We start from the raw sequence: 22,227 nt of genomic DNA on the forward strand, positions 1-22,227 counted from the left end.
AATACCGCTGCAACCGGCAGAAACCCTCAATCCAAGACACTTGATAGTGGATGTATCAAATGGACTATTCTATAGAAAGCGCCCCCTTAGACAAACTGCAAAGCGATTGCCTGCTGCTGGGTATCTACGAAAACCAGCAACTCAGCCCGGCGGCCGCGGCCATGGATGCGGCGCAGGGCGGCCTGATCGGCAAACTGATCGCGCGGGGCGACATCAAGGGCAAAAACGCCGAAACCCTGTTGGTCAACAACCTGGCGGACGGTAGTATCGCCCGCATCGTCCTGGTCGGCTTCGGCGAGCGCGGCAAAGTCAGCCGCAAACAATACCGTAAGGCGTTGGCCGCCGCGGCCAAAACCGTTAAAGACAGCAAAGTACAAAACGCCTGTAGCGCGTTGCTGGATATCGATGTCGACGCTGCCGACAACCAATGGCAAGCCCGGCAAATCGTCGAAGTCTTCAACGACGGCCTGTACCAGTACAGCGCCACTAAAAAAATCGACGATAAAATTCCGCTGCAACAACTAAGCATTCTCGCCAACGACAGCCAAAAAACCGCAGCCGCAACCGGATTGCAACAAGGCGTCGCAATCGCCCTGGGCGTGGAACTGACCAAACAACTGGCCGACCTGCCCGGCAACATCTGCACCCCGACCTATCTGGCCGAGCAAGCCCTGGCGCTCGCCGGCCAGCACGAGCTGTTGAGTTGCGAAATTCTGGAAGAAAGCGACATGGAAGCGCTGGGCATGGGCTCGTTCCTGTCGGTGACCCGCGGCAGCCGCCAGCCGGCCAAACTGATCTGCCTGGAGTACCGGGGCGGCGACAAAAACGCCAAACCCATCGTGCTGGTCGGCAAAGGCCTGACCTTCGACGCCGGCGGCATTTCCTTGAAACCCGGTCAGGGCATGGACGAAATGAAATACGACATGTGCGGCGGCGCCAGCGTGCTGGGTATCATCCGCGCCGCCAGCCTGTTGAATTTGAAACTGAACATCGTCGGCCTGGTGCCGTCCTCGGAAAACCTGCCGGACGGCGCCGCCAACAAACCGGGCGACATCTGGACCAGCATGTCCGGCAAGACCATCGAAATCTTGAACACCGATGCCGAAGGCCGCCTGATCCTGTGCGACACGCTGACCTACGCCAAAAAATACAACCCGGACGTGATCATCGACATGGCGACCTTGACCGGCGCCTGCATCGTCGCCTTAGGCCGGGTGCCGAGCGGCTTGTTCGGCAACGACGACAAACTCTGCAACGAACTGATCGGCGCCGGCGAAACCGCCTGCGATTTGCTGTGGCGGATGCCGATCTGGGAAGAATACCAGGAACAACTGAAATCCAATTTCGCCGACCTGGCCAACATCGGCGGCCCGGACGGCGGCAGCATCACCGCAGCGGTGTTCCTGTCCAAATTCGCCGAGGAATACCGTTGGGCCCACATCGACATCGCCGGCACCGCCTGGCGCACCGGCGCCAACAAGGGCGCCACCGGCCGGCCGGTGCCGTTGTTGGTGCAATACCTGTTGAACCGGGCTCAGGCCTGATTCACCTCAACCGGGAGCGGCGGCCGCGCCGCTCCGCCTAAACCGCCATGACCGCCGCCACCGACAGCGCACTGCCTGAAGTCAGTTTCTACGTGCTCGGCACGTACGACCAGCAGCAACGCCAGGAATTCGCCTGCAAATTGATCGAGAAAATCTACCGTAGCGGCTTTTTCTGCTACGTGCTGGCCGAATCGGCCGAGCAGGCGGAGCAAATCGACAAAGCCTTGTGGACCTTCCGCGCCGGCAGTTTCGTACCGCATCAAATCTACCGCGGCTTGCCGCCGCAATATCCCGGCACGGTTTTGATCGGCGGCAGCGAGATTCCGGACGCCTGGCGCGGCGTAATCGTCAACCTGTCGTCGGCATTTCCGCCCGCCGAACCGCCGACCGAACGGATTTTGGAAATATTGGACAACAGCGAGGAGTCCAAACAAGCCGGCCGCCAGCGTTACCGGCATTACCAACAGGTGGGTTTATCGATCAACACTCACAAAATGTAGGGTGGGTACGCTAGTGCCCACGCGTTAAAGCCTTGAAAGTGGCGGACAAAGCTTTTCTGTCCACGGATAAGAGGAATAGTCCCAATGCCGCGTGGGCACAAAAACCGTGCCCACCCTACGAAACTAATAGTACCTACGAGTTCTGTGAGACAAACCGGTATGTTGCGCCAAAGCGATGACGGGGTCCAACCAAAAATTTTGCTTCGCCGTTTTGCGCCTGCACGTGAACGTGCATTCTCGGCTCTTCCCGAGAGAAAAAATAAAACCGAAAACCGGCTTCTTTAAAAACAGTTGGGCTCATATCAACACCTTCGCTCGTGTCGTAGCCCCGATTAGCGAAGCGTAATCGGGGAGATGAGGCTCAACTTTCGTACGATTACGCTTCGCTAATCGTACCTACGAGCTCTACTCCTGGACTCACCTACAAATTCGCATGCGGCAGAGCAGATACGTTCAAGGTTGAGCGCGATGAGTAGGTACTGCATCTTTGGAGGGAGCTGATCGTAGGTTGACGGCTGCGGTACGACTTTACACATCTGGTGCAGCATATCTACGGAAAGATGTACGGCCTTCTGCCCAAACTCAGGTAAAGCATTGTAGAGGTCGGAGACAACCTTTTGCGACAACGATGACGATAAGTCGTGTGCGAAGTCGTTGCGTAGCTTACCGATCCGTTTTAGCGCTCCCCTGAATTTTGCATCGAACCCAAGGCAACAAGCGAGTTCAACCTTCTTCGCGTAGCTGAGGTCGAGATCGGCCAGGAATTTTGGTTCGACAACTGTCAATTCCAAAAACTCGCTCAGTTGAGCCTCAATGTAAAGATGCGAACGGATTACAGATCCGACCTCATCTTCTGCGAGTAGTGCCGAAACAAATTCAACATTGATAGGCTTTGATTCGGTCATACGACTATCAGTGGCTGACGTTAAAGTCAGAAACTTGCGTACAGCAGGCCGTAAGCAAGTTGGAATTGTTAGCGACTAATGATTTAGAGGCTGACATGAGAATGGATTTAGACAATTCTGGTGACCTGTTTCGTTGCATGCGTCTTTGTTGAGTGCGTTCGAAATAATCTGACAGCTTTTCATGTCGTCCATAAACCCGTGGATGGTGGCAACGTGATCTTCTGGATTGTTCCACTTGATCACAGCGTAATCTGGGGAACCTCCGATCTTGTTTTTGCTAAAGAATTTTCTAGGTACATCCAAGTTGGAACTCTGCCCGCACCCTGACAGTAAAGCCACAAGAGAAAATCCGATCAGCAATAAGCGAGTTGGCATGAATGCTCCGGTGTGTTAACCGCTAACAATTAGTTAAGTCGTTTATGTAAATCACCCTAAATCGTTGACTATACGGCAAAGCGCCGGCTTGCTCACCCCGCCCTCTCAATCATCCCCTCAACCTGCTTGGCGAACGCCTTCAAATCGCCTTTCTTGACCGTGGCGCGCGGGATCACGATGGCCGCGTCGATATCGACGTAGATGTAGACGTAATCCTTGTGCTTTTCGACCCGCAGCATGTCTTTCCACGGGGTTTTGCTTTTGCCGCCGGGGGCGCGTTCCTGCAGGAATTCCGGCTCGACGCTCAGCCAGTGGATACCAAACAACGCTTTCTTTTCAGCTTCGGTGTATTTGTCGAAAAATTGCCGGCGCATGTCGATCTTCATGATGAACGGCGAAGCAATCGCCCAGGCCAGGGCCAGAATCGTAATATAGGCCGTGGTTTTCATGTCCACGTAGTAGACGTAATAAAACAGCGCAATCGCCATCATCACACCCGGCGCGAAGATGCGGTTTTGGCGGAGTTTTTTCTGCATTTCCGGGTCGTTTTTCAGGCGCTGTTCATTGAAATGAACCAGGTCTTCTTCGCGGAATTCGTATTCGATTTCTAACATTTGAGTTACTCGATCAATAGAGGGGTTAGTGCATTTTCATTTTGGCGTGGGTACTTCGCCGGAACAGGTTCGACAAAGTCAGCATCGCGGTGCGGAAATAGCCGTGGATCGCTACCTGGTGCATTTTGTACAAGGACAGATACACCATATAGGCGATGAAGCCGCCGACGCTGACGGTGCCCATCAAACTGCCCATCAGGCTGCCGACGGTGCTGAATTTGCCCAACGACACCAGCGAGCCGTAATCGCGGTAGACGAATTTGACGCCCGGTTTGCCTTTCAGGCGGTTCACAATGGACTTGGCGACGGCCGATGCCATTTGATGGGCGGATTGGGCGCGCGGCGGCACGTTGCCGCCATGGCCGACCCATTCGCAGGCGGCGCAATCGCCGATTGCAAAGATATCCGGATCGCTGGTCTGCAGGGTTTGGTCAACCACCAATTGATTGATGTGGTTGGTTTCCAGGCCGTCCAGGTTTTTCATCCAGTCCGGCGCCTTGATGCCGGCCGCCCAGACTTTTAAATCCGCTTCGAATACTTCGCCGTCGTAGGTGTGCACCTCGGTTTCGGTCACTTCGGTAACTTTACGGCCCAGTTTCAGCTGAATACCGAGTTTGATCAGTTGCTCCTGGGTAGCCTGCGACAAGCGCGGAGGCAATGCCGGCAACAACTGGGTGGCGGCTTCGATGATGGTGATGTTGACGTCTATCGACCCCTCTAAGCCGTAAGTGGCCAGTAATTTGGTCACGTGGTGCAGCTCGGCGGACAATTCCACCCCCGTCGCCCCGGCGCCAATAATCACGATAGACAACGGCTTGTCGCGCTGACGACTCTGGTTGGCGTAGGACTGCACGTAGTAGGTTTCCACCAACTGTTTCTGGAAACGGAAAGCTTCCTTGGTGGTATCGATGAATCGACAATATTTATCGACGCCCTTAATGCCGAATGTATTGCTGACGCTGCCGACCGCCATTACCAGCGTGTCGTACTTGAACCGGCGTTGCGGAATGATCTCTTCGCCTTGCTTATTGGTAATCGAGCTGACGATGATTTCCTTGTTTGCCCGATTTAGCGCCTCCATTTTGCCGAACAGGAAACGGAAATGATTGCTGTGCGCCTGAGCCATGTACTCGATTTCTTCGGCTTCGGCCAACGTACCTGAGGCCACCTCGTGCAATAAAGGCTTCCAGATATGAGTCGATGCGGCGTCAAGTAAGGTAATTTCGGCCTTGCCGGCTTTACCGAGCTTTTGCCCCAGTTCCGTGGCCAATTCCAGACCGGCCGCGCCACCGCCGACGATCAATATCTTGTGTTTTTCCGCCATGCTGTTCCCCCCACGAGTGATGCCCGGCCTAATCAGGCACAGAATGCGCCGTCCCTGCGTTGTTTTGAATTCCCTTGCTCGCGGCATTATAACCAATCGCATCCCGGCTGGCCGATTTTGACGGGCTGAGTCGCGCGCCGATGCCATAGTGCCGTGTCAGCGCATGCGGACGGCACGAGTTTTTAATAAACCGTTAAGTTTGGCAAACGACCATGCCGCCGAGTCCTTTGGAAAAGGACCGACTATGTTCAACCACTTAAATTACGACATGGCTTCGAAATATCTGCCGCTGAGGCTACTGGCTTCGATAGTATTACTGGCCGGATGCGCCTCCGAACCGCCGCTGCCGCCTTCGGATTCGCAGGCACAATTACCGTCTTACCGCGATCAGGCGCTGTATAACCAGCCTTACACGGTAAAAGGCAAAACTTATTTTCCGTTGCTGAGCCGGCACGGTTACCGGGAAGTCGGGCTGGCGTCCTGGTACGGCGCCGAATCCGGCGACCGCACCGCCAACGGCAACCGTTTCAAACCCAACGGCCTGACCGCCGCCCACAAGACGCTGCCGATACCGTCCAAAGTTAGGGTCACAAATCTGGCAAACGGCCGCCATATCGATGTCACGGTCAACGACCGCGGCCCGTTCGTCGCCGATCGCTTGATCGACTTATCGCACGGCGCCGCCAAACGCATCGGCGTTAACGGCTTGGCGCAAGTGTCGGTGGAAATTCTGGATGCCTCGCCCGGCTCGCGCTGAGCGGGGCGAAGCCGAAACATAACCGCGCGGTAGCGATTAACCGAGGCGGCTAGCGGAACGCTCGTCCCCCGGCTGCGACAAAACCGGCAAGCGCCGAACCGAATAGCCAGACCGCTCCCGGCAGCGGTACGACCTGCACCGCGGCATTCACGCTATCCGGCGCGAAATCGGAAATCTGGCCGAAACCGGCCGGTTGCGAACCGTCCCGCGGCCACAGGTTCCAGGTATATCCGGACTTACTGAAGCCGGCGGACGGCAGCCAACTGCCCAAGATGTCCAGACTCAATTTAGCGCCGTCGATTACGGCCGTACCTGCTGCGAACGGCGTCGAAACGACCGGTTGCGGCACTAACAGATTCACCGCGCCGCTGCCGTTGGTATTGATCACGACTACCGAGTCGAACAATACATTCGGCAGACCGCTCGCCGCAAAGCGGCCGGTGCCGGCGCCGCGGTCGAAACCCAATACGTAAAGGCCCCCGGGGGAGGTGCCGATTGCAGCGGCAAAGGTGCTTTCGAAATGAAACACATCGGTTTGCGGGTTGTAAGTGACCGATGCGCTAACCACATCCAAATCGCCGGCCTTACTGCCGGCATATCCGGCCAGATAGTCGCCGGTGGCATCGTTCACTACACTGGCTTGTGCCTGTACCGAAGCGCTGAACATCACTGCGGCCACTAGTCGTTTTACAGTTGTCAATCTCATATCTCCGTCCTCTTTGGTGAATATCAATCGAATGCGGCGACCGACGCTAACCCGCGAATCGCCCATAGGTCTGACTGGTTTATCGGTTTCGGCATGAAGTTGCCGGCAAGGAGCGCGCCGTTCTGAATTCGCAAGGCGATGGAAACCAAACCCGGCGTCGCTCTAACGTTAATTCCCGGCAAGAGCCGGAAGTTCAAACCGGCGACAAATCAACGGTAGACAAACGTACCCCGGTACCAATAACTAAGGCCCCACCACGGATGGCGGATTTCGAAGTCCAAATAAAATCGGTCGGTTGCGGTGGCATGCTCCCTGATCGTTGCCGAACCCAATAATAACCAGTCAGGGATCGGCACGACCCAATTGCCGCATTGCCAGAAGTGGCCTTGACTGCGGTAGACCAAATCGCCGTTTTCGACCGTGACCCTTAAGCGCAGGCCGAAACCGAAGCCGATGTATTCGGCCAATTCGTTTTCGGCGACATAAGCCATCCGCGAATTGAAGCAATCGCTGCGGCCGTCCGGATAATTCAGTCTGCGCCGCCACATCAACCCGGCGGCATCGGCAGTTTTATCCACTTCAGCATGCGCCGCCGGCGCCGGCCAAAACAATAAGCCGCCGAACAGATGGATTAGCCAGATTAACGGAAACAGGTAAGCCGGATAGCCGATCTGCATCGTGCCGGCCAATCCGCTACGTTCACCGTCACCGATCCGGTAATGGCGTTGAATCGCTTCCGGCAATTGTTGCCAATCGTCACCTAACACCTGTTGCATCAATAGTTTGGACATGGTTCAACTCCACAGAGAATTGTGAAACACCATCAGTGTGGTGATGCCGATCATGCCGAAAAACGCCGGCACTCCCAGCCATAACCAGATATTGGCGTAATAGTGGTAAATCGACGGCAACGGCCGGCCTTGAGCCAGCGAATCGGCGGCGATATCGCGCATCCGGATTTGCAACACCACGACCGGCAGCCAGCACAAGCCGGTGAGCAGATACAGCAACACCGTCCACCACAACCAACCTTCGCCGAACGAGGCCGATAATTGCTCGGCCAGCAACACGCCGGTCAGCGGCTGAATGATGACGGTCGGTGTGGTGAACCACCAGTCCGCCAGCACTACGTGCTTGCTGGTAACGGCAATCGCCGCATGATCGCCGGTTTTGTCGGCCATTACTTTATAGAACACCGTGCCGGAACCCAGGCCGAACAACACGATTGCGCTCAAGATGTGAATCAATTTCAAGGTCAAATAAGTCATGGCCGCTCTCCGTCCAAGATCCGGTAAACCAGTAAACACATTAAAAACGGTAGATTTTTCAATAAGGGCCCGAACGGGTGAAACACGAACTCCGGTAGCCGCCAGGCCACCATCAAGCTATATCCCAGCACGATATAAAACTGGCACAGCAGCAGTGCGGGTAAGCGTATCCGCGCCAGGGTCATCAGACCCATTGCAATGTCCAGCGCCGCCAAACCGTATAGCGTCAGCGGCGCGGCGATGCCGCTGATGCCGGTAGCCGCCAACAAGGCGTAGCTGGCCTGATGCGGATAGAAAAATAGCGAGGTGATGCCGCTCCACAACCAGACCAAGGCAATGCTCCAGCCCAGCAATGGCCGCAAAAAGTACAAATTGGCATGCCAGCGTTCAGCTTGAGACGCATCGTCGGCGAACATCCGCTTTGCACTCAGCGGCGACCTGCCCAATAGCTCGATCAACGGCGCCGGATCGGCTGTGCTACCGCGTTGCAACATCGCCAGGTTGTCCCGGCTCAGTATCGGTTCGGCCAATGCGCGGCCAAAGCCGGCGCCAATCGCCGCGTAGCGTTGCGGCAGGAGCCATGCGCCGGCTCGGGATTTACCCAGACGCAGTCTGAGGCCTTGCAGCCAATCGGCATAACTGATGGGCTCCGAACCGACCAGCGCGATCGTTCGCCGCCCGCCGCAGCCCGGTTGCAGGCAGCGGCATACCGCGGCGGCGACATCGTCGACATGTATCGGTTGCAGCACCTGCTTGCCGCCTTCCGGCAACAGATGCACCGGCAGGGCCGCCAAGGCCTGGAACAAGGCATGGCTGCGGCCGCCGGGGCCGTAAACCAGCGACGGTTGCAACACAAACCAATCCAAGGGCAGTTCGCTCAATGCATCGTCGGCGGCTTTCTTGCTCAAGTGGTACGCCGAGGCCGCCTGATCGTCGACACCTAAGGCCGAGAGTTGCACGATCTTGCGAACGCCGGCCATGGCGCCGGCCCGAAATAGTGCAATGGGACTTTGGCTATGTAATTGCTGAAAACTTTGCCGCGGACCGGGGGCGATGATGCCGACGCAATTGACGATCGCATCGATACCTTGCAAATGCGGCAACCAGTTTTCGATTTGGTCAGCCTCGGCAAAATCCAGCGCCAGCGGCGTCAGCAGCGGACTTTCAAGCCGCAAACGCTGCGGCCGCCGGCAGCACGCCGTGACGCGGTGCCCCTGCTCCAATAACGCCAGCGCAATCGCACGGCCGATAAACCCGGTGGCGCCGGTTAACAGGATGTTCATAACCGCCTCCCGCGCATCGGTTCCGAAATTGGCGGACAGGCCAGCCGCAGGCGAGGTAAGCACCAATTGATCAGTGAAAAATTCATGGCTTTGCTCCAAAAGTTGAGGGCGGGCTCAGCTTAAGTCGAACCAAAGGCCGTAACTTCCGGAGTGATAGGACTGGAATAAAAAATTCCGCATTAAAAACTAAACCTATCAATTACAACAGGTTATATTTTTACAAAATGATAAAAACGGAGTTCTTGCTGGATTCAGGAAGGCGTTGGCGCGTGGATTTTCCGGTATTGTCCCGGCGCCATGCCGACAATTTCCCGAAATGCGGCATAAAAATTGGATTGGGTGCTAAACCCCACCGTCAGCCCGATCGACAATACCGACGCCTCCGGTTCGGTGACGAGCAGCTGTTTGGCGTCTTCGATGCGCTGTTCGCGGATATAGCGGGAAAAGCCCTGGCGAAATTCGGTATTGATCAATTCCGACAATTGGTGCTGGCTCAACGTCAATTGCTCGGCCAGCAAGGCCAGATTCAAGGTATCTAGCCGGTAGAGTTTGTCCTGCCGCATCAAGCGCTCCAGCTCGGCCAGCTTCTTCGGTTTATCCACGTTTTTCAAGGTCGATTCGGCGTACGCCGCCTGCACGGCCTCAGCCACGTCGGCGGTAATCGCCGGGAAGCGCAGCAAGGTCAGCGTCACGGCAAAAAACGCCAGGCCGACCAATATGCTGTAGGCCTGGATGAAATCGGCCGTCGCTAACAGCGGCCAGATGAATCCCAACACCAATACGGCAACCGCGATCGCGAACAAGGTTGCGAGCGCGACCAGTTCCAGCCGAAACCGCCGGCGCTCCGAACGCAAGCGGTACACGGCATGTGCCAGCCAGATCAAATACGCGCTGCCGAGCAAAAATGCGCCGGGCACTGCGAGCGGTTGCGGCAAAAAGGGGCAGAGCGGCAACGGTGAGGCGTGCAACAGGTCTCGCCAACGGTATTGCACGTCGGCCTGCAGCAGATGCCGGCTGAAGAAGTAAAAACTGGGAGCGACCAGATAAAGCGCTACCCAATAAGCTGCCGCATGCAGAACATCATATGCCTGAGTCAGCCAAGCCAGGTGCGCAGTTTGGATCGCGACCAAACCGGCAATCAACACGAATCCGGCACAGCGCGCAGGCCAAAATAGAGACTCACGGCTTTGCAATAAATTGCCGGCAACCAGCAACAGGGCTGCGCCGAACGAGAATCCAATACTTAACAGGGCTGCAATCTGCATCAAAACCGCCGAAATCGCAAAATCCAGAGTTTAGCGGCTATCAGCCGATCCGCCATCTTGCAGATCGGTCCGGACTACCGCCGGCCGGTGTTAGCCGCTACAATCGCTTGATCTAATCCAGCGGAAACGGCTATGGCTTTAGCGGAAAAATTACACCTGAGCGTTGCGGACTACCTGCAAGGCGAGTTGTTGAGCGACATCAAGCACGAATATATCAACGGCGAAGTTTATGCGATGTCAGGCGCCAAACGAGCGCACAATCTGATCAGCATGAATTTGGCCGGTGCGCTGTTTGCCCATTTGCGCGGTTCGCCATGCCGGGTTTTCAATTCGGACATGAAAGTCCGGGTCGAAACCGCCAGCGACGACTGTTTCTTCTACCCGGATCTGCACGTGACCTGTTCGGCGGAGGATACGGCAGAACATTACAACAGCCGGCCGAAACTGATTATCGAAGTCTTGTCCGACGCGACCGAACGCTACGACCGGGCCGAAAAATTCCACCATTACCGCAAGCTGGAAAACCTGGAAGAATACGTCCTGGTCGCCCAAGACACTCAACGCGTCGAATGTTACCGCCGTAGCGAACAATGGGATTTGCAGCTTTACCAAGCTGGCGAGCAGGTCAGGTTCGAATCGGTCGGGTTCGAATTGCCGGTTGCCGAGATATACGAGGGCGTCGAATTTGGCGACCCGGCAACGTCGGCCGCCTCGACTTAAACCAAGAATGACTAAGCGACGCCCTCGAACCGGTGGGCAATCCCCTGCATCACCAGAATCAACACCACACCGGCCAGGATAAAACCGATCTGCTGCAGCGAGGTTTTGATGTCGGTCTTTTGATGTAAAGACGGAATCAGATCGGCCACGGCGATATAGATAAAGCTCGACGCGGCCAGCGTCAAAAAATAAGGCAGGACGTCGTGCAAATCGCCGAGGCTGAAATAGGCCAGCACGCCGCCGATCACCGTGGCCAGACTGGCCAGGATGTTGTAAAACAAGGCCTCGCCGCGGCGGTAGCCGCTGTGCAGCAGAATCGCGAAATCGCCGACTTCCTGCGGAATTTCGTGGGCGGCCACGGCCAGGCTGGTGACGATGCCGAGCTGGACGTCGGTCAGAAACGCTGCGCCGATCAACACGCCATCGACGAAATTATGAATGCCGTCGCCGAGGATGATGAACATGCCGGCCGGCCGGTGGCCGGCTTGAGCGCCGTGGCTGTGGCCATGGTGGTGGTCGTCGTGAGAATCTTCGCCGTGCGCCTCGCAGGCGTTGGAATGGCAGTGGCGCCAGACCAGCAGTTTTTCCAACACGAAAAAACCGAGAATGCCGGCCAGGATGGTCGCCGACAGCGTCGATAATTGTTGCGGCTCTACTTCCTCGAAGGCATGCGGGATCAAGCCGCAAAATGCCCCGGTCAACAACGCGCCGATGGCGAAGCTGATGCCGTGCGGCAACACGTTTTTTTGCTGAGCTTCCGGCAACAGCAAAAACACGGCTGCCGCCAGTACGCTCAAAACCCCGCCCAATGCGGTAAACAAAACGATAAACAGCAATACGCTCAAGAAACTCTCCAGATCAAACTGGCCATGCGGCCGGTGGCGGCACCGTCGCGGCGGTAGGAGTAAAATCGGGCCGGATCGGCCACGGTGCAATAATCGCCGCCGAACACCCGCTCCACGCCCAGCCCGGCCAGTTGCCGGCGCGCCAGTTGGTAAATATCGGCCAGCCATTTGCCGGGGCCATGGGCGGTGAACGCTGACGCGTGGTGGGCGTCGTCGGCCAAAAACGCCTCGCGCACCTCGGTGCCGACTTCGAAATGCTGCGGGCCGATCGCTGGCCCCAGCCAGACCGAGACCTCGCGGCAAACCATGCCGTGCAGGGTCTGGCCGATCACCCCGGCCTGTAAGCCGCGCCAACCGGCATGCGCCGCGGCGATTTTTTCGCCGCCGTCGCCGCAAAACAATACCGGCAGGCAATCGGCGGTCAACACCGCGCAGACCACTCCGCTTCGGTCGGTATAGCTGGCATCGGCGGTCGCTAGGCCCTGCACTTGGTCGGCCTTGACCACATCGATGCCGTGCACCTGTTGCAGCCAGACCGGTTCGGCCGGCAAATCCAGCAGCTCGCGGATGATCTGCCGGTTACGCTGCACATGTTGCGGATCGTCGTTGACGTGGCCGGCCGGATTCAGGCTGGCGTAGCCGCCGATGCTGACGCCGCCGCTACGCAACGTGACTGCCGCCCGCACATTGGCCGGCAACGGCCAATCAGGCTTGATCCAGTTCATTTTCGCCCAGTAACTTGATCAGATTGGCCATGTCCTCCGGCAGCTCTTGCTCCCATTCGCAATAGTCGCCGGTCTCCGGGTGTTCCAAACCCAGTTTGGCGGCATGCAGGGCCTGGCGCTTGAAATTGCGCAACGCTTCGGCCAGGGCCGGGCCGCAATCGGCCGGCATTTGAAAGCGGCCGCCATAGACCGGATCGCCAACCAGCGGATAATTGATATGGGCCATATGCACCCGGATCTGGTGGGTGCGGCCGGTTTCCAGTTTGCAACGGATCAAGGTGTGGCGTTTGAAGCGCTGCTCCAGCCGATAATGGGTGATCGCTTCCTTGCCGTCGCGCCGCACCGCATTGCGTTTGCGGTCCACCGGATGGCGGCCAATCGGTGCATTGACCGTACCGCCAGCGGTCATCCAGCCTTTGACCAAGGCCAGATATTCGCGGTGAATGGTGCGTTCTTGCAGTTGTTCGACCAGGCTGTTGTGCGCTTGCAAGGTCTTGGCCACCATCAGCAAGCCGCTGGTGTCCTTGTCGATCCGATGCACGATGCCGGCGCGGGGCAGAGTTTCCAGTTGCGGCGCATGGTTCAACAAGGCATTGACCAGCGTGCCGTCCCAATTGCCCACCGCCGGATGCACGACCAGACCGGCCGGCTTGTTGACGATCAGCAGCGAGGCGTCTTCGTACTTAATGTCTAACGGAATTTCCTGGGCGGCATATTCGATAACCCGCTCGGCTTCCGCGTCGAGTTCGATTTCTTCGCCGCCGTCCAGCTTTTCGCGGCCCTTCATGACCTCGCCGTCCACCAGCACCCGGCCGGCCTTGATCCAGGTTTGCAATTTACTGCGCGAATAATCGGGGAACACCTCGGCCAAACACTGGTCCAGCCGCATACCCGCCAGTTCCTCGGGAACCCTTGCCGTCAATATCGTCATAGTCGTTTTTAAGTTATACTCGCGGCCCAAATGCTGCCAAATGCCGCAAAAAACCAACAATATTACAACGTGTTGATAAACGTATGCGATTAGTTTTAGTAAAAACCGTTTTCGCCGCCAGCCTGATCGTGCTGCTGCCAGCGTGCGAAACCTTGGAAGCATTTTCCGGCAAGGGCTCGTCCAGCGAGAAGGAAGAGGAATACGCCGGCTGGGACGACAAAACCTTCCATGAAAAAGCCAAGGAAGCGCTGGACAACAAAAACTACTCGAAGGCGGTGACGCTTTACGAAGCGCTGGAATCGCGCTACCCCTTCGGCGACTACGCCGCCCAAGCCCAACTCAACGTCGCTTACGCTTACTACAAGAACGACGATCCGGAAGCCGCGATTGCCGCCGCCGACCGCTTCATCAAGATCCATCCGCGCAATCCGAAAGTCGATTACGCCTATTATTTGAAAGGCTTGATCAACTATAACCGCGGCATCGGCTTTATCGACCGCTTTTTGCCGACCGACTCCTCGCAACGCGATCCCGGCCCGGCCAAAGACGCTTACGACAACTTCCAGGAACTGATCCGCCGCTATCCGAATAGCGAATACGCCGCCGACGCCAAGCTGCGCATGGTCGCGCTGCGCAACAACATGGCGATGTACGAAGTCCACGTCGCCGATTACTACATGCGGCGCAAAGCCTACATCGCTGCCGTCAACCGCGCCAATTACATCGTCAAGGAATATCAGCGTACCCCGGCAGTACCGTTCGCGCTGCAAATCATGCAGGACGGCTATCGCCAATTAGGCATGGATGAACTGGCCGCCGACGCCGAACGCGTGTTTAAACTGAACTACCCGAACGGTGCGCCGCAAGGCAACTACAAGGATGAAGGCGCAATTCAAAAACTTTGGGATGCGATGGGCCTGGACCAATAAGCGGTTGAGCGCTTTATCCGTTTTAATCCGATGCGGCGGGCTGGGCTTGTTGCTCGGTTACGCTGCCGGCGCCGGCGCAGCGCCGCCGCCGTTGTTTCAAAACCGCTTCTTCCCGCTGTCGCAAACCAACGAACTGTTGTGCGCGACCAGCCAACAGCAATACACCCCAACCGCGGCGCTGGCCGACATCATCCGGTTCTACGAAGCCGAACATCCCCGCCTGCGCAGCCAGGCCGTCGCAGTATTGACCGACCATAAAAACCAGGACCACCTGGACGACCTGGCCGATTACCGCGAAGACTGCACCGGTAACGCCGCCGGCGAGTTGTGCGTGCTGGAAAAATACTGGGGCGACCGCGAAGCCGCCTGGCGGGCGCTGGCCCTGTTTTACGATACCAAAACCGTGGTCAAGCACAGCGACGACTATCGCTACGAAGTGAAGCGCTTCTCCGCCGACCATCTGCGCATCTTCGAAAAAGCCATCCGCAAGATTCCGGCCTTTCTGCGGCAAAGCATCAGCAAGGCCAAGCCGGTGGACAAACTGGAACAGGAAATCGCCGACAAGCCCACGGCGATGCAGCAACTGATCCGCGACGCGTTTCAGGAAGATTACAAAAACAGTATTTGGCAGGACCACACCCATCCGTTGACACTGGTACCCGGCATCGGTTTTCGCTCGCAGACCGTGGCCCAGGTGTTCAGCGGCCAGAATCTGATCGTGTTTACCGTCAAGGCCTTCGACAAGGGCAAGGAAGGCGGCAGCTACCGCGACATCGGCGTGCAGTATCTGGTCGATTTCCGGCTGCCGATCGTGGTGCACGAGATCGCCCATACCATCGACAATTTTCATTTCTGGAACGGCGAGGACGACCTCTACTTCTTTTACAAGTACCACAAGATTTCCAACGACGCCGAGATCATGAAAATCATCGCCGAGGCCCAGTTGGCGCTGTGGCCGTCGAAATGGTTCGAAGCGTTCGAATATCTGGGTGAAGTCAATCAGGGCCGCTACGACGGCAACACCCAGGAAAAGCTGGCGGAACTGGTCGCGCAATACGTGTTGATTCCGGAACGCCTGCAACAAAGCGCGCCGGCCGCTTACCGCTGGCTGCGCGACGACATTTTCCGCGGCATCGAATACCAGGGCTACGACCGCTGCGATCGGCCGCTAACCAAGCCGCTGAATTGGTGGCAATACGCCACCGGCAAGATGCTGGGCCAATAAGCGCTTTGTGCTATGCTGCCGGCGTTTTTCCCGTCCATTTCCGCCCGTTAGCCATGAAAAAACCGCAAACCTTGTCGCTGCAAGAACAACTGTTGAAATCCGGCCTGTCCAACGACGCCAAACTAAAGCAGGTCAAAGCCGAAAAGCGCAAGCAAACCAAACTGGAACGCAATAACGGCGTCGAGATTGTCGACGAAGTGAAACTGAGCGCGGAACAATTGCGCCAGCAACAGGCCGAACGCGACCGGGAATTGAACCGGCAACGCAAGCTGGCCGAAGAACAGAAAGCGTTGGCGGCGCAGATCAAGCAAATCGTCGACTTGAACCGCATTGCCCAGGACGCCAACGGCGTGGCCTATAACTTTACCGACGTCAACAAAGTCAAAACCCTGTATGTTTCCGAAAAAGTCCGCGACGCCTTGAGCAGCGGCCGGGCCGGCATCGCCAAAACGGAAAACCGTTACGAAATCGTCCCGGCCGAAGTGGCGCGAAAAATCCAGCAACGCGATTCGGCCAGCGTGGTGGTGTTGAATGACGCCAACCACGACATTGCCGTGGAAGACGACCCTTACGCGGCGTATCAGATTCCGGACGATTTGATGTGGTAGCCCGCTAGCCGAGAAGCGATCATCGCCCGCCTCCAGCGGTCGCTATAACTGAGCCGACTCTCAGTCGCTGCTTTCGCCCTGCATCGCCAATGCCGCCTGATATAGCGGCTTCTTGCGCTGGCCGGTGATCTCCACCGCCAGCGCCACAGCAGTTTTGATCGAACATTCCTGCAGCAACAACGCCAATATTCGGCGCTCTTCGTCGCTGATCAAATCGGATTTTTCCGCCGGCGGGCTGCCGGCAACCACGACGACAAACTCGCCTTTGCGCATGTTTTCGTCGGCTTGCACTCGCGCCAACACCTCGCTCAAGCTACCGTCGGCGATGGTTTCGTGCAACTTGGTAATTTCGCGCGCCACGACAATGCGATGGTCTGCCGGAAACACGCTCAACATGTCCTCCAGCGCCGCCTGAATCCGGTGGCTGGACTCGTAAAAGGCCCAGGTCGATTCGTCGGCCAGCTTGTCTCGAAAAAATTCGCGCCGGGCCGAGCCGGTGCGCGGCAGAAAACCCTCGAAACTGAAACGACTGGTCGGCAACCCGGCCACCGACAATGCGGCGATCAAGGCGCAGGCGCCCGGTATCGGCGTTACCTCGATGCCGTGCTGGCGGGCCAGTTTGACCAGCGGCAGCCCCGGATCGCTGATGATCGGCGTGCCGGCGTCGGAGACCAGCGCGACGGATTGGCCCTGCTGCATCCGCTCCACCAGCCCTTGCGAGGCTTTGTCCTCGTTGTGTTGGTGCAAGGAGGTCAGCGGCTTGTTGACACCGTAATGCGAAAGCAACATCTTGACGTGCCGGGTGTCTTCAGCGGCGATCAGATCCACTTGTTTCAATACTTCCAAGGCCCGGAAGCTGAAATCGGCCAGATTACCTATCGGCGTGGCAACCACGTATAATTTTCCGTACATTTGTTTTTCCAGGCCCTCTCATGTCCGCATCTAAACTGGGCGCCATTATGCCGCGTCGCTTGCCGAGCTGCTGTTTTTTCGGCCTGCTGCTGCTCAGCGCCTGTGCCGGGGAACCGCCGGCCCGCAAACCGCAATTCGAAGTCAAGCCGCCGGCCAGCGCCAAACGGCCGAAACCGGCGGAAGCCTCGGCTGCCGCGCGCAGCTACCGCTTGCAAGACAGCCGCAGCGGAGTGCGATTGCTGGATGCCGATACCCGCCTGCAAGCCGGCGACAGTGCCGGCGCCCGCCAGGCGCTGGACGCAGTCAACCCGGCCGAACTCAATCCGGAACAAACCAGTAAATACAAACTGATCGACGGCCAGATTGCGCTGAGCATGGGCGATGCCGAAACCGCGGTGCGCAAATTGGAAGGGGTAAGGCCGGCGGTGCTGGCGGAAGCGGACCAGATCGCCTATTACCAGTCGATGGCTTTTGCCCAGTCCTTGCTCGGCGATGTGCTGGCCGGCGTGCGGATGCGGTTGAAGCTGGGTCGGCTGTTGACCGACCGCGACCGGCAAAAGCAAAACATCATCGCCATTCTCGACGCCCTCAGCGTGTTGCCGAGCGAAACCCTGAGCACGACCGCCTCGGTCGCCGACGAATTGAGCGGCTGGATGGCGCTGGCCAAAATTCTGAAACAGCGCAATATGCCCGGCTTCGATAGCGCCGGCCAAATCCAGCAATGGAAGCAAACCTTTCCCGGCCATCCGGCCAATGCCGACTACCTGCAAGCCTATCTGAACGGCGCGCCGGCCGTCGCCGCAGAAGCCGCGCCCGAGCCGGACCAGCAAACGCCGCAACCGGCGGCGACTGCGGCCAGCGGCCCGCTGATCGCGGTGCTGCTGCCCAATTCCGGCCAGTATGCGGCGGCCGGCAAGGCGATCAGAAACGGCCTGGCCACCGCCTATCGCCTGGCGGCCAGTGCCGCGCCGCAACCGGCCTTGAAATATTACGACAGCGACAGCGGCGACATCGTCGCGCTCTACAAACAAGCCGTCGCCGACGGCGCCAAACAGGTGATCGGCCCGTTGGTGAAGGAGCAGATTCAGACTCTGGCCGACAGCGGCGACCTGGGCGTGCCGGTGCTGGCCTTGAACCATGTTGAGAACCTGAGCAAAGCCAACCTCTACCAATTCGGCCTGAGTCCGATCGACGACGCCGAACAGTTGGTATTGAAGGCTCGCCGCGACGGTTTACAGAACGCCGTACTGTTGACCCCGGAAACGCCGCAAGGCCAACGTATCCGCCATTATATGATGTCGGCCTGGCAAGCGGCTGGTGGCGCCGTGCTTGGGGTACAAAGTTACGACCCGAAATCGCGCGACTTCAGCGCCGTGGTCAAAGCCCTGCTGGCGCCGAGCGTGAATACCGCCGGCGCGAAACAGACTTTGGCCGTATTCATCAGCGCCGGACCGGAACAGGCGCGGGAGATTGCGCCACAACTGCGCTATAGCCAAAGCAGCGAGCTTGCGGTTTACGCGATGCCCAACATCTACAGCGGCCGCCCCAATCCGGCCAAAGATACCGATTTGGGCAAAATCACGTTTTGCGATGTACCCTGGCTATTCGGCGAGGTCTACGGCGGACCGCTCAGCCAGCAGGCGTTGCAAAGCGCCTGGCAAGGCCTGAGCGACAGCCAGATCAAACTGGTGGCGCTGGGTGTCGATGCCTTCAACGTATTGGGTCAATTAGGCCAACTGGGTACCGCGTCTTATCCCGGCGCTACCGGCCGTTTATCTTTAAACGGCGAAAACCGCATTACCCGCAAATTGGCCTGTGCCGAATTCAAGGCCGGCGTACCGGCTGCGGCCGCTTACCTCGAATAATGCTGTTCGGCAAACCCAAACCGGCCCATCTGCAGAAAGGTGCCGGCGCCGAACAAAGGGCGGCCACCCACCTGCAACAACAAGGCCTGCAACTGGTCTGCAGCAATTTCCGCTGCAAGTACGGCGAGCTGGATCTGGTGATGCGCGACGGCGCCGTGCTGGTCATCGTCGAAGTCCGCTACCGCAAATCGGAGCAATTCGGCGGCGCGTTGGCCAGTATTACCGCGCAAAAGCAGGCGCGCATCGTCGCGGCCACGCAACACTATGTCATAATCAACAACCTGAGCCATTGCGCGATCCGTTTCGATGTCGTGGCAATCTCCGGCGATAACCGCCTCAATTGGATCAAAAACGCGTTTCAAACCTGAACTATGAGCTTACAAGACCGCATCATCGCCCATTTTTCCGACAGTATTCAAACCAAGCAAAATGCGATGGCCAGCTTGTGCGAACTGATCGAATTCGCCTCGCAGAAAATCGTCGAAGCCTTGGTCAACGACCGGAAAGTGCTGACCTGCGGTAACGGCGGCTCGGCCGGCGACGCCCAGCACTTTTCCTCGGAAATGCTGAACCGCTTCGAACGCGAACGGCCGGCGCTACCGGCGATCGCCTTGACCACCGACACCTCGACCATCACTTCCATCGCCAACGATTACCACTACGACGAAGTGTTCGCCAAACAATTGCGGGCGCTGGGTCAGGCCGGCGACATCCTGCTGGTCTACACCAGCAGCGGCAATTCCGGCAATATCGTCAAGGCCGTCAAAGTCGCCCATGATCGCGACATGACCGTCATCGCCTTGAGCGGGAAGGACGGCGGCGCTCTGGCCGGCGTGTTGAACGAGACCGATATCGAGATCCGGGTGCCGTCCGATTCGACGGCCAGGATTCAGGAAGTGCATTTACTGATCTCGCACTGCCTGTGCGATTTGATCGACCACCAATTATTCGGCGGCTAAGCCGCAGGACCCGACTGGCGAACACGTTATGGAATCACCCTGGGAAAATCTGCTGCTGGGTCTCTTGGCCCTGCTGATCCTGTTCTGGATGCGACCCGGCGTCAAAGCCGCGATAGAGCGCAGCAAAAACAGTCCGTCCGATTGGCCGGGGGTGATCGTGCCGCTGCTTGCGGTGGCAATGTTCGTCCTGTTTTTAATATCGATGGTTTGACATGAAACACGAAGATTACGACGACGCAGAATTCGAAGACGAAGACGATTTCGAGGACGACGGCTACGACGACCGCACCCAATTTGCCTACGACGACGAAGTCGAGGAAGAGGACGAAGTCGAATATTACGCGGTCCGCCCCAACAAGACCCGCATCAAAAAAGAGATTGCGGCGATTTTCGCCATGGCGGAAGAAATCAGTGCGTTGGCACCGGCCCACATCGCCGAGTTCGAATTGCCGGAGAACATCGAGAAAGCGCTATGCGACGCCGGCAAGATGGGCCGCAATGCGGCGAAAAAGCGCCTGTTAAAGTACATCACCGGTCAGATGCGCGAATTGGATGTCGACGCGATCCGGGAAAAGCTGGCGCGCTTGAAAAACCGCAGCGCCCACGGCGTGCGCGAACACCACCAGGCCGAGCGCTGGCGCGACCAACTGCTGAGCGAAGCCGGCAACGCCGCGTTAACGCAGTTAGTGTCCGAATTTCCGGAGGCCGATACCCAGCATCTGCGCCAACTGCAACGCAACGCGCTGAAAGAAGCCAAGGACGCCAAACCGCCGAAGTCGGCGCGCCTGCTCTACAAATACCTGAAACAATTGATCAGCGACACCGGCCATTCCGCCGCAGCCGACGCGGCAGAGCAGGAAGACGATTCGGACTGATCCACCGATCTCTCAGTCGGTCAAGTTTCGCATCTGGCCGAGAATCCAGCTCTGCCGTTTCAGCACATAAGCGCTGGGTTGGTCGGCCTTGAGCAAGATCGGATTCGGCAGCGTGGCGGCCAGCAATGCCGCTTGCGCCGCCGACAACTGCCGGGCCGGAATACCGAAGTAATGCCGACTGGCGGCCTCGATACCGAACAGGTGATCGCCGAATTCGGCGATGTTCAGATACACCTCCAAAATCCGCTGTTTGTCCCACAGCGCCTCTATCAGTACGGTAAACCAGATCTCCAAGCCCTTGCGCACGAAGTGTTTCGCCGGGCTCAGAAACAGGTTTTTCGCCACTTGCTGGCTGATGGTACTCGCGCCGCGCAATTTACCGCCGCGTAAATATTGCTGAAAGGCTTTGCCGATCGCATCGACGTCGAAGCCGTTATGCTGGTAGAACAACTGATCCTCAGAGGCGATCACGGCATGAAAGGCATGCGCCGAAATCCGCTCGCGGCCGACCCAATGCTGATCGATCGGCCGATAAGCCCTGCCTTCGGCCAAATCGTCAATATGCTGGTGCAGCATGAAGGCCGAGGTCGGCGCCGGCAAAACCCGTAGCGCTGCGACCAGCAACAGGGAACTGGCCAAAAAGCACCACACTGCGACACTTGCCAGACGTTTCAAGCGCCTGGGCCAACTGAGAGTCGGCTTGGACCGGCGTGGAGACGGAAAGCGATAGCGTGCCGGATGACGAAAGTGGTTCACAAGCGATGCCAGATAATCAACAGGCTGGGTATTATCCACGATTCAGTGGCATAGCGAATCCCGGTCGGCACAGCGCACATGCGCTTTCCCTTCCGACAATCCGAAACAGCGCACCGGCACCAAAAAAGTGCAACAAATTCGGTCGCCGTTGCGGCGATCCGCAGCCGCTAGGGCGCGACCAAGCAGACCGAGCGCAGAGAAGTGTGGCAAATCGCCTGAATTTTGGCGTTATTTATGGCATTTAACATAGATTAGATTGATTTACGTGCTTCCGATCCGCCGGCCACACAGAAAATCAAGCACAAACAAAACTGGCACGAATAGTGTTATATAAAT

General features: G+C 57.6%; 26 protein-coding genes. 12 read left to right on the forward strand and 14 right to left on the reverse strand.

Annotated features, from left to right (window positions below; translation table 11 throughout):
* Window positions 1-59 precede the first annotated feature (59 nt).
* Both ACH518_RS02820 and ACH518_RS02825 read left to right on the forward strand, forming a co-directional pair.
* Window positions 60-1,544, forward strand: coding sequence for a leucyl aminopeptidase (locus ACH518_RS02820; protein ID WP_445371790.1), 1,485 nt, complete (start codon window positions 60-62; stop codon window positions 1,542-1,544).
* Window positions 1,545-1,591: 47 nt separating this feature from the next.
* Complete coding sequence (locus ACH518_RS02825) at window positions 1,592-2,044, forward strand: DNA polymerase III subunit chi (RefSeq protein WP_445371791.1); 453 nt, start codon at window positions 1,592-1,594, stop codon at window positions 2,042-2,044.
* A 133-nt stretch (window positions 2,045-2,177) separates the two neighbouring features.
* On the opposite strand, the gene ACH518_RS02830 is transcribed toward ACH518_RS02825, so the two are convergent.
* The 4 genes from ACH518_RS02830 to ACH518_RS02845 all read right to left on the reverse strand — a co-directional run bounded on the left by ACH518_RS02830 (window position 2,178) and on the right by ACH518_RS02845 (window position 5,262).
* Window positions 2,178-2,345 (reverse strand): DUF4160 domain-containing protein, encoded by a 168-nt coding sequence (locus ACH518_RS02830; RefSeq protein WP_445371792.1) that lies wholly within the window; start codon window positions 2,343-2,345, stop codon window positions 2,178-2,180.
* Between the two features lie 85 nt (window positions 2,346-2,430).
* On the reverse strand, window positions 2,431-2,949 hold the full coding sequence (locus ACH518_RS02835; protein WP_445371793.1) for a hypothetical protein: 519 nt from the start codon (window positions 2,947-2,949) through the stop codon (window positions 2,431-2,433).
* Between the two features lie 467 nt (window positions 2,950-3,416).
* Window positions 3,417-3,938 carry a YcxB family protein gene (locus ACH518_RS02840; protein WP_445371794.1) on the reverse strand — a complete coding sequence of 174 codons (522 nt, stop codon included), beginning with the start codon at window positions 3,936-3,938 and terminating at the stop codon, window positions 3,417-3,419.
* A gap of 25 nt (window positions 3,939-3,963) precedes the next feature.
* A complete protein-coding gene (locus tag ACH518_RS02845; RefSeq protein ID WP_278210336.1) occupies window positions 3,964-5,262 on the reverse strand; it encodes an NAD(P)/FAD-dependent oxidoreductase in 1,299 nt (432 codons plus the stop codon).
* A gap of 244 nt (window positions 5,263-5,506) precedes the next feature.
* Here ACH518_RS02845 and ACH518_RS02850 point away from each other — a divergent pair, with 244 nt between their 5' ends.
* On the forward strand, window positions 5,507-6,019 hold the full coding sequence (locus ACH518_RS02850) for a septal ring lytic transglycosylase RlpA family protein (RefSeq protein ID WP_140913497.1): 513 nt from the start codon (window positions 5,507-5,509) through the stop codon (window positions 6,017-6,019).
* 49 nt (window positions 6,020-6,068) lie between these two features.
* Here the strand turns inward: ACH518_RS02850 and ACH518_RS02855 are convergent, their stop codons facing one another.
* From ACH518_RS02855 to ACH518_RS02875, 5 genes are all read right to left on the reverse strand, one after another.
* A complete protein-coding gene (locus tag ACH518_RS02855; RefSeq protein WP_445371795.1) occupies window positions 6,069-6,725 on the reverse strand; it encodes a hypothetical protein in 657 nt (218 codons plus the stop codon).
* 209 nt (window positions 6,726-6,934) lie between these two features.
* Window positions 6,935-7,516, reverse strand: a complete 582-nt coding sequence (locus ACH518_RS02860) for a DUF4166 domain-containing protein (RefSeq protein ID WP_445371796.1) — start codon at window positions 7,514-7,516, stop codon at window positions 6,935-6,937.
* Window positions 7,517-7,519: 3 nt separating this feature from the next.
* Window positions 7,520-7,993 carry a DUF2269 family protein gene (locus ACH518_RS02865; RefSeq protein WP_445371797.1) on the reverse strand — a complete coding sequence of 158 codons (474 nt, stop codon included), beginning with the start codon at window positions 7,991-7,993 and terminating at the stop codon, window positions 7,520-7,522.
* Window positions 7,990-9,276, reverse strand: coding sequence for an SDR family oxidoreductase (locus tag ACH518_RS02870; protein WP_445371798.1), 1,287 nt, complete (start codon window positions 9,274-9,276; stop codon window positions 7,990-7,992). The genes ACH518_RS02865 and ACH518_RS02870 overlap by 4 nt, the downstream gene beginning before the upstream one ends.
* Window positions 9,277-9,527: 251 nt before the next feature.
* On the reverse strand, window positions 9,528-10,541 hold the full coding sequence (locus ACH518_RS02875) for a helix-turn-helix transcriptional regulator (RefSeq protein ID WP_445371799.1): 1,014 nt from the start codon (window positions 10,539-10,541) through the stop codon (window positions 9,528-9,530).
* Between the two features lie 132 nt (window positions 10,542-10,673).
* On the opposite strand from ACH518_RS02875, the gene ACH518_RS02880 reads away from it, so the two are divergent.
* Entirely contained in the window at window positions 10,674-11,261 is a 588-nt protein-coding gene (locus ACH518_RS02880) for a Uma2 family endonuclease (protein ID WP_445371800.1), read from the forward strand.
* A gap of 11 nt (window positions 11,262-11,272) precedes the next feature.
* Here the strand turns inward: ACH518_RS02880 and ACH518_RS02885 are convergent, their stop codons facing one another.
* The 3 genes from ACH518_RS02885 to rluD are packed head-to-tail and all read right to left on the reverse strand — an operon-like array spanning window position 11,273 to window position 13,762.
* Window positions 11,273-12,106: a ZIP family metal transporter gene (locus ACH518_RS02885; protein WP_445371801.1), complete on the reverse strand. Its 834-nt coding sequence runs from the start codon at window positions 12,104-12,106 to the stop codon at window positions 11,273-11,275.
* Window positions 12,103-12,831: a peptidoglycan editing factor PgeF gene (pgeF, locus tag ACH518_RS02890; RefSeq protein ID WP_445371802.1), complete on the reverse strand. Its 729-nt coding sequence runs from the start codon at window positions 12,829-12,831 to the stop codon at window positions 12,103-12,105. The genes ACH518_RS02885 and pgeF overlap by 4 nt, the downstream gene beginning before the upstream one ends.
* Window positions 12,812-13,762, reverse strand: a complete 951-nt coding sequence (gene rluD, locus ACH518_RS02895; protein ID WP_140913489.1) for a 23S rRNA pseudouridine(1911/1915/1917) synthase RluD — start codon at window positions 13,760-13,762, stop codon at window positions 12,812-12,814. The genes pgeF and rluD overlap by 20 nt, the downstream gene beginning before the upstream one ends.
* An 83-nt stretch (window positions 13,763-13,845) precedes the next feature.
* On the opposite strand from rluD, the gene ACH518_RS02900 reads away from it, so the two are divergent.
* Genes ACH518_RS02900 through ACH518_RS02910 form a run of 3 tightly spaced genes read left to right on the forward strand, consistent with a single transcriptional unit; the run spans window position 13,846 to window position 16,524 of the window.
* The gene (locus ACH518_RS02900) at window positions 13,846-14,691 is read left to right on the forward strand and encodes an outer membrane protein assembly factor BamD (protein WP_445371803.1); all 846 of its coding nucleotides are present in this window, start codon (window positions 13,846-13,848) and stop codon (window positions 14,689-14,691) included.
* 4 nt (window positions 14,692-14,695) lie between these two features.
* Window positions 14,696-15,916, forward strand: coding sequence for a hypothetical protein (locus ACH518_RS02905; RefSeq protein ID WP_445371804.1), 1,221 nt, complete (start codon window positions 14,696-14,698; stop codon window positions 15,914-15,916).
* Between the two features lie 53 nt (window positions 15,917-15,969).
* Window positions 15,970-16,524, forward strand: coding sequence for a DUF2058 domain-containing protein (locus tag ACH518_RS02910; protein ID WP_445371805.1), 555 nt, complete (start codon window positions 15,970-15,972; stop codon window positions 16,522-16,524).
* 60 nt (window positions 16,525-16,584) lie between these two features.
* Here the strand turns inward: ACH518_RS02910 and rsmI are convergent, their stop codons facing one another.
* Window positions 16,585-17,436, reverse strand: coding sequence for a 16S rRNA (cytidine(1402)-2'-O)-methyltransferase (gene rsmI, locus ACH518_RS02915; protein WP_278210322.1), 852 nt, complete (start codon window positions 17,434-17,436; stop codon window positions 16,585-16,587).
* 20 nt (window positions 17,437-17,456) lie between these two features.
* On the opposite strand from rsmI, the gene ACH518_RS02920 reads away from it, so the two are divergent.
* From ACH518_RS02920 to yjgA, 5 genes are read left to right on the forward strand one after another with little or no spacing between them, the layout of a single operon-like run.
* Complete coding sequence (locus tag ACH518_RS02920; protein WP_445371806.1) at window positions 17,457-19,301, forward strand: penicillin-binding protein activator; 1,845 nt, start codon at window positions 17,457-17,459, stop codon at window positions 19,299-19,301.
* Window positions 19,301-19,669, forward strand: coding sequence for a YraN family protein (locus ACH518_RS02925; protein WP_445371807.1), 369 nt, complete (start codon window positions 19,301-19,303; stop codon window positions 19,667-19,669). Before ACH518_RS02920 ends, ACH518_RS02925 begins: the two co-directional genes overlap by 1 nt.
* Before the next feature lie 3 nt (window positions 19,670-19,672).
* Complete coding sequence (locus ACH518_RS02930) at window positions 19,673-20,260, forward strand: phosphoheptose isomerase (RefSeq protein WP_054763367.1); 588 nt, start codon at window positions 19,673-19,675, stop codon at window positions 20,258-20,260.
* A gap of 28 nt (window positions 20,261-20,288) precedes the next feature.
* Window positions 20,289-20,471: a hypothetical protein gene (locus tag ACH518_RS02935; protein ID WP_140913483.1), complete on the forward strand. Its 183-nt coding sequence runs from the start codon at window positions 20,289-20,291 to the stop codon at window positions 20,469-20,471.
* Between the two features lies 1 nt (window position 20,472).
* Entirely contained in the window at window positions 20,473-21,135 is a 663-nt protein-coding gene (gene yjgA / locus ACH518_RS02940) for a ribosome biogenesis factor YjgA (protein ID WP_140913482.1), read from the forward strand.
* Between the two features lie 12 nt (window positions 21,136-21,147).
* Here yjgA and mtgA read toward each other — a convergent pair whose 3' ends face one another.
* Window positions 21,148-21,930, reverse strand: a complete 783-nt coding sequence (gene mtgA / locus ACH518_RS02945) for a monofunctional biosynthetic peptidoglycan transglycosylase (RefSeq protein WP_445371808.1) — start codon at window positions 21,928-21,930, stop codon at window positions 21,148-21,150.
* Between the last annotated feature and the right edge of the window lie 297 nt (window positions 21,931-22,227).

The sequence above is a fragment of the Methylomonas sp. HW2-6 genome (assembly GCF_052474525.1).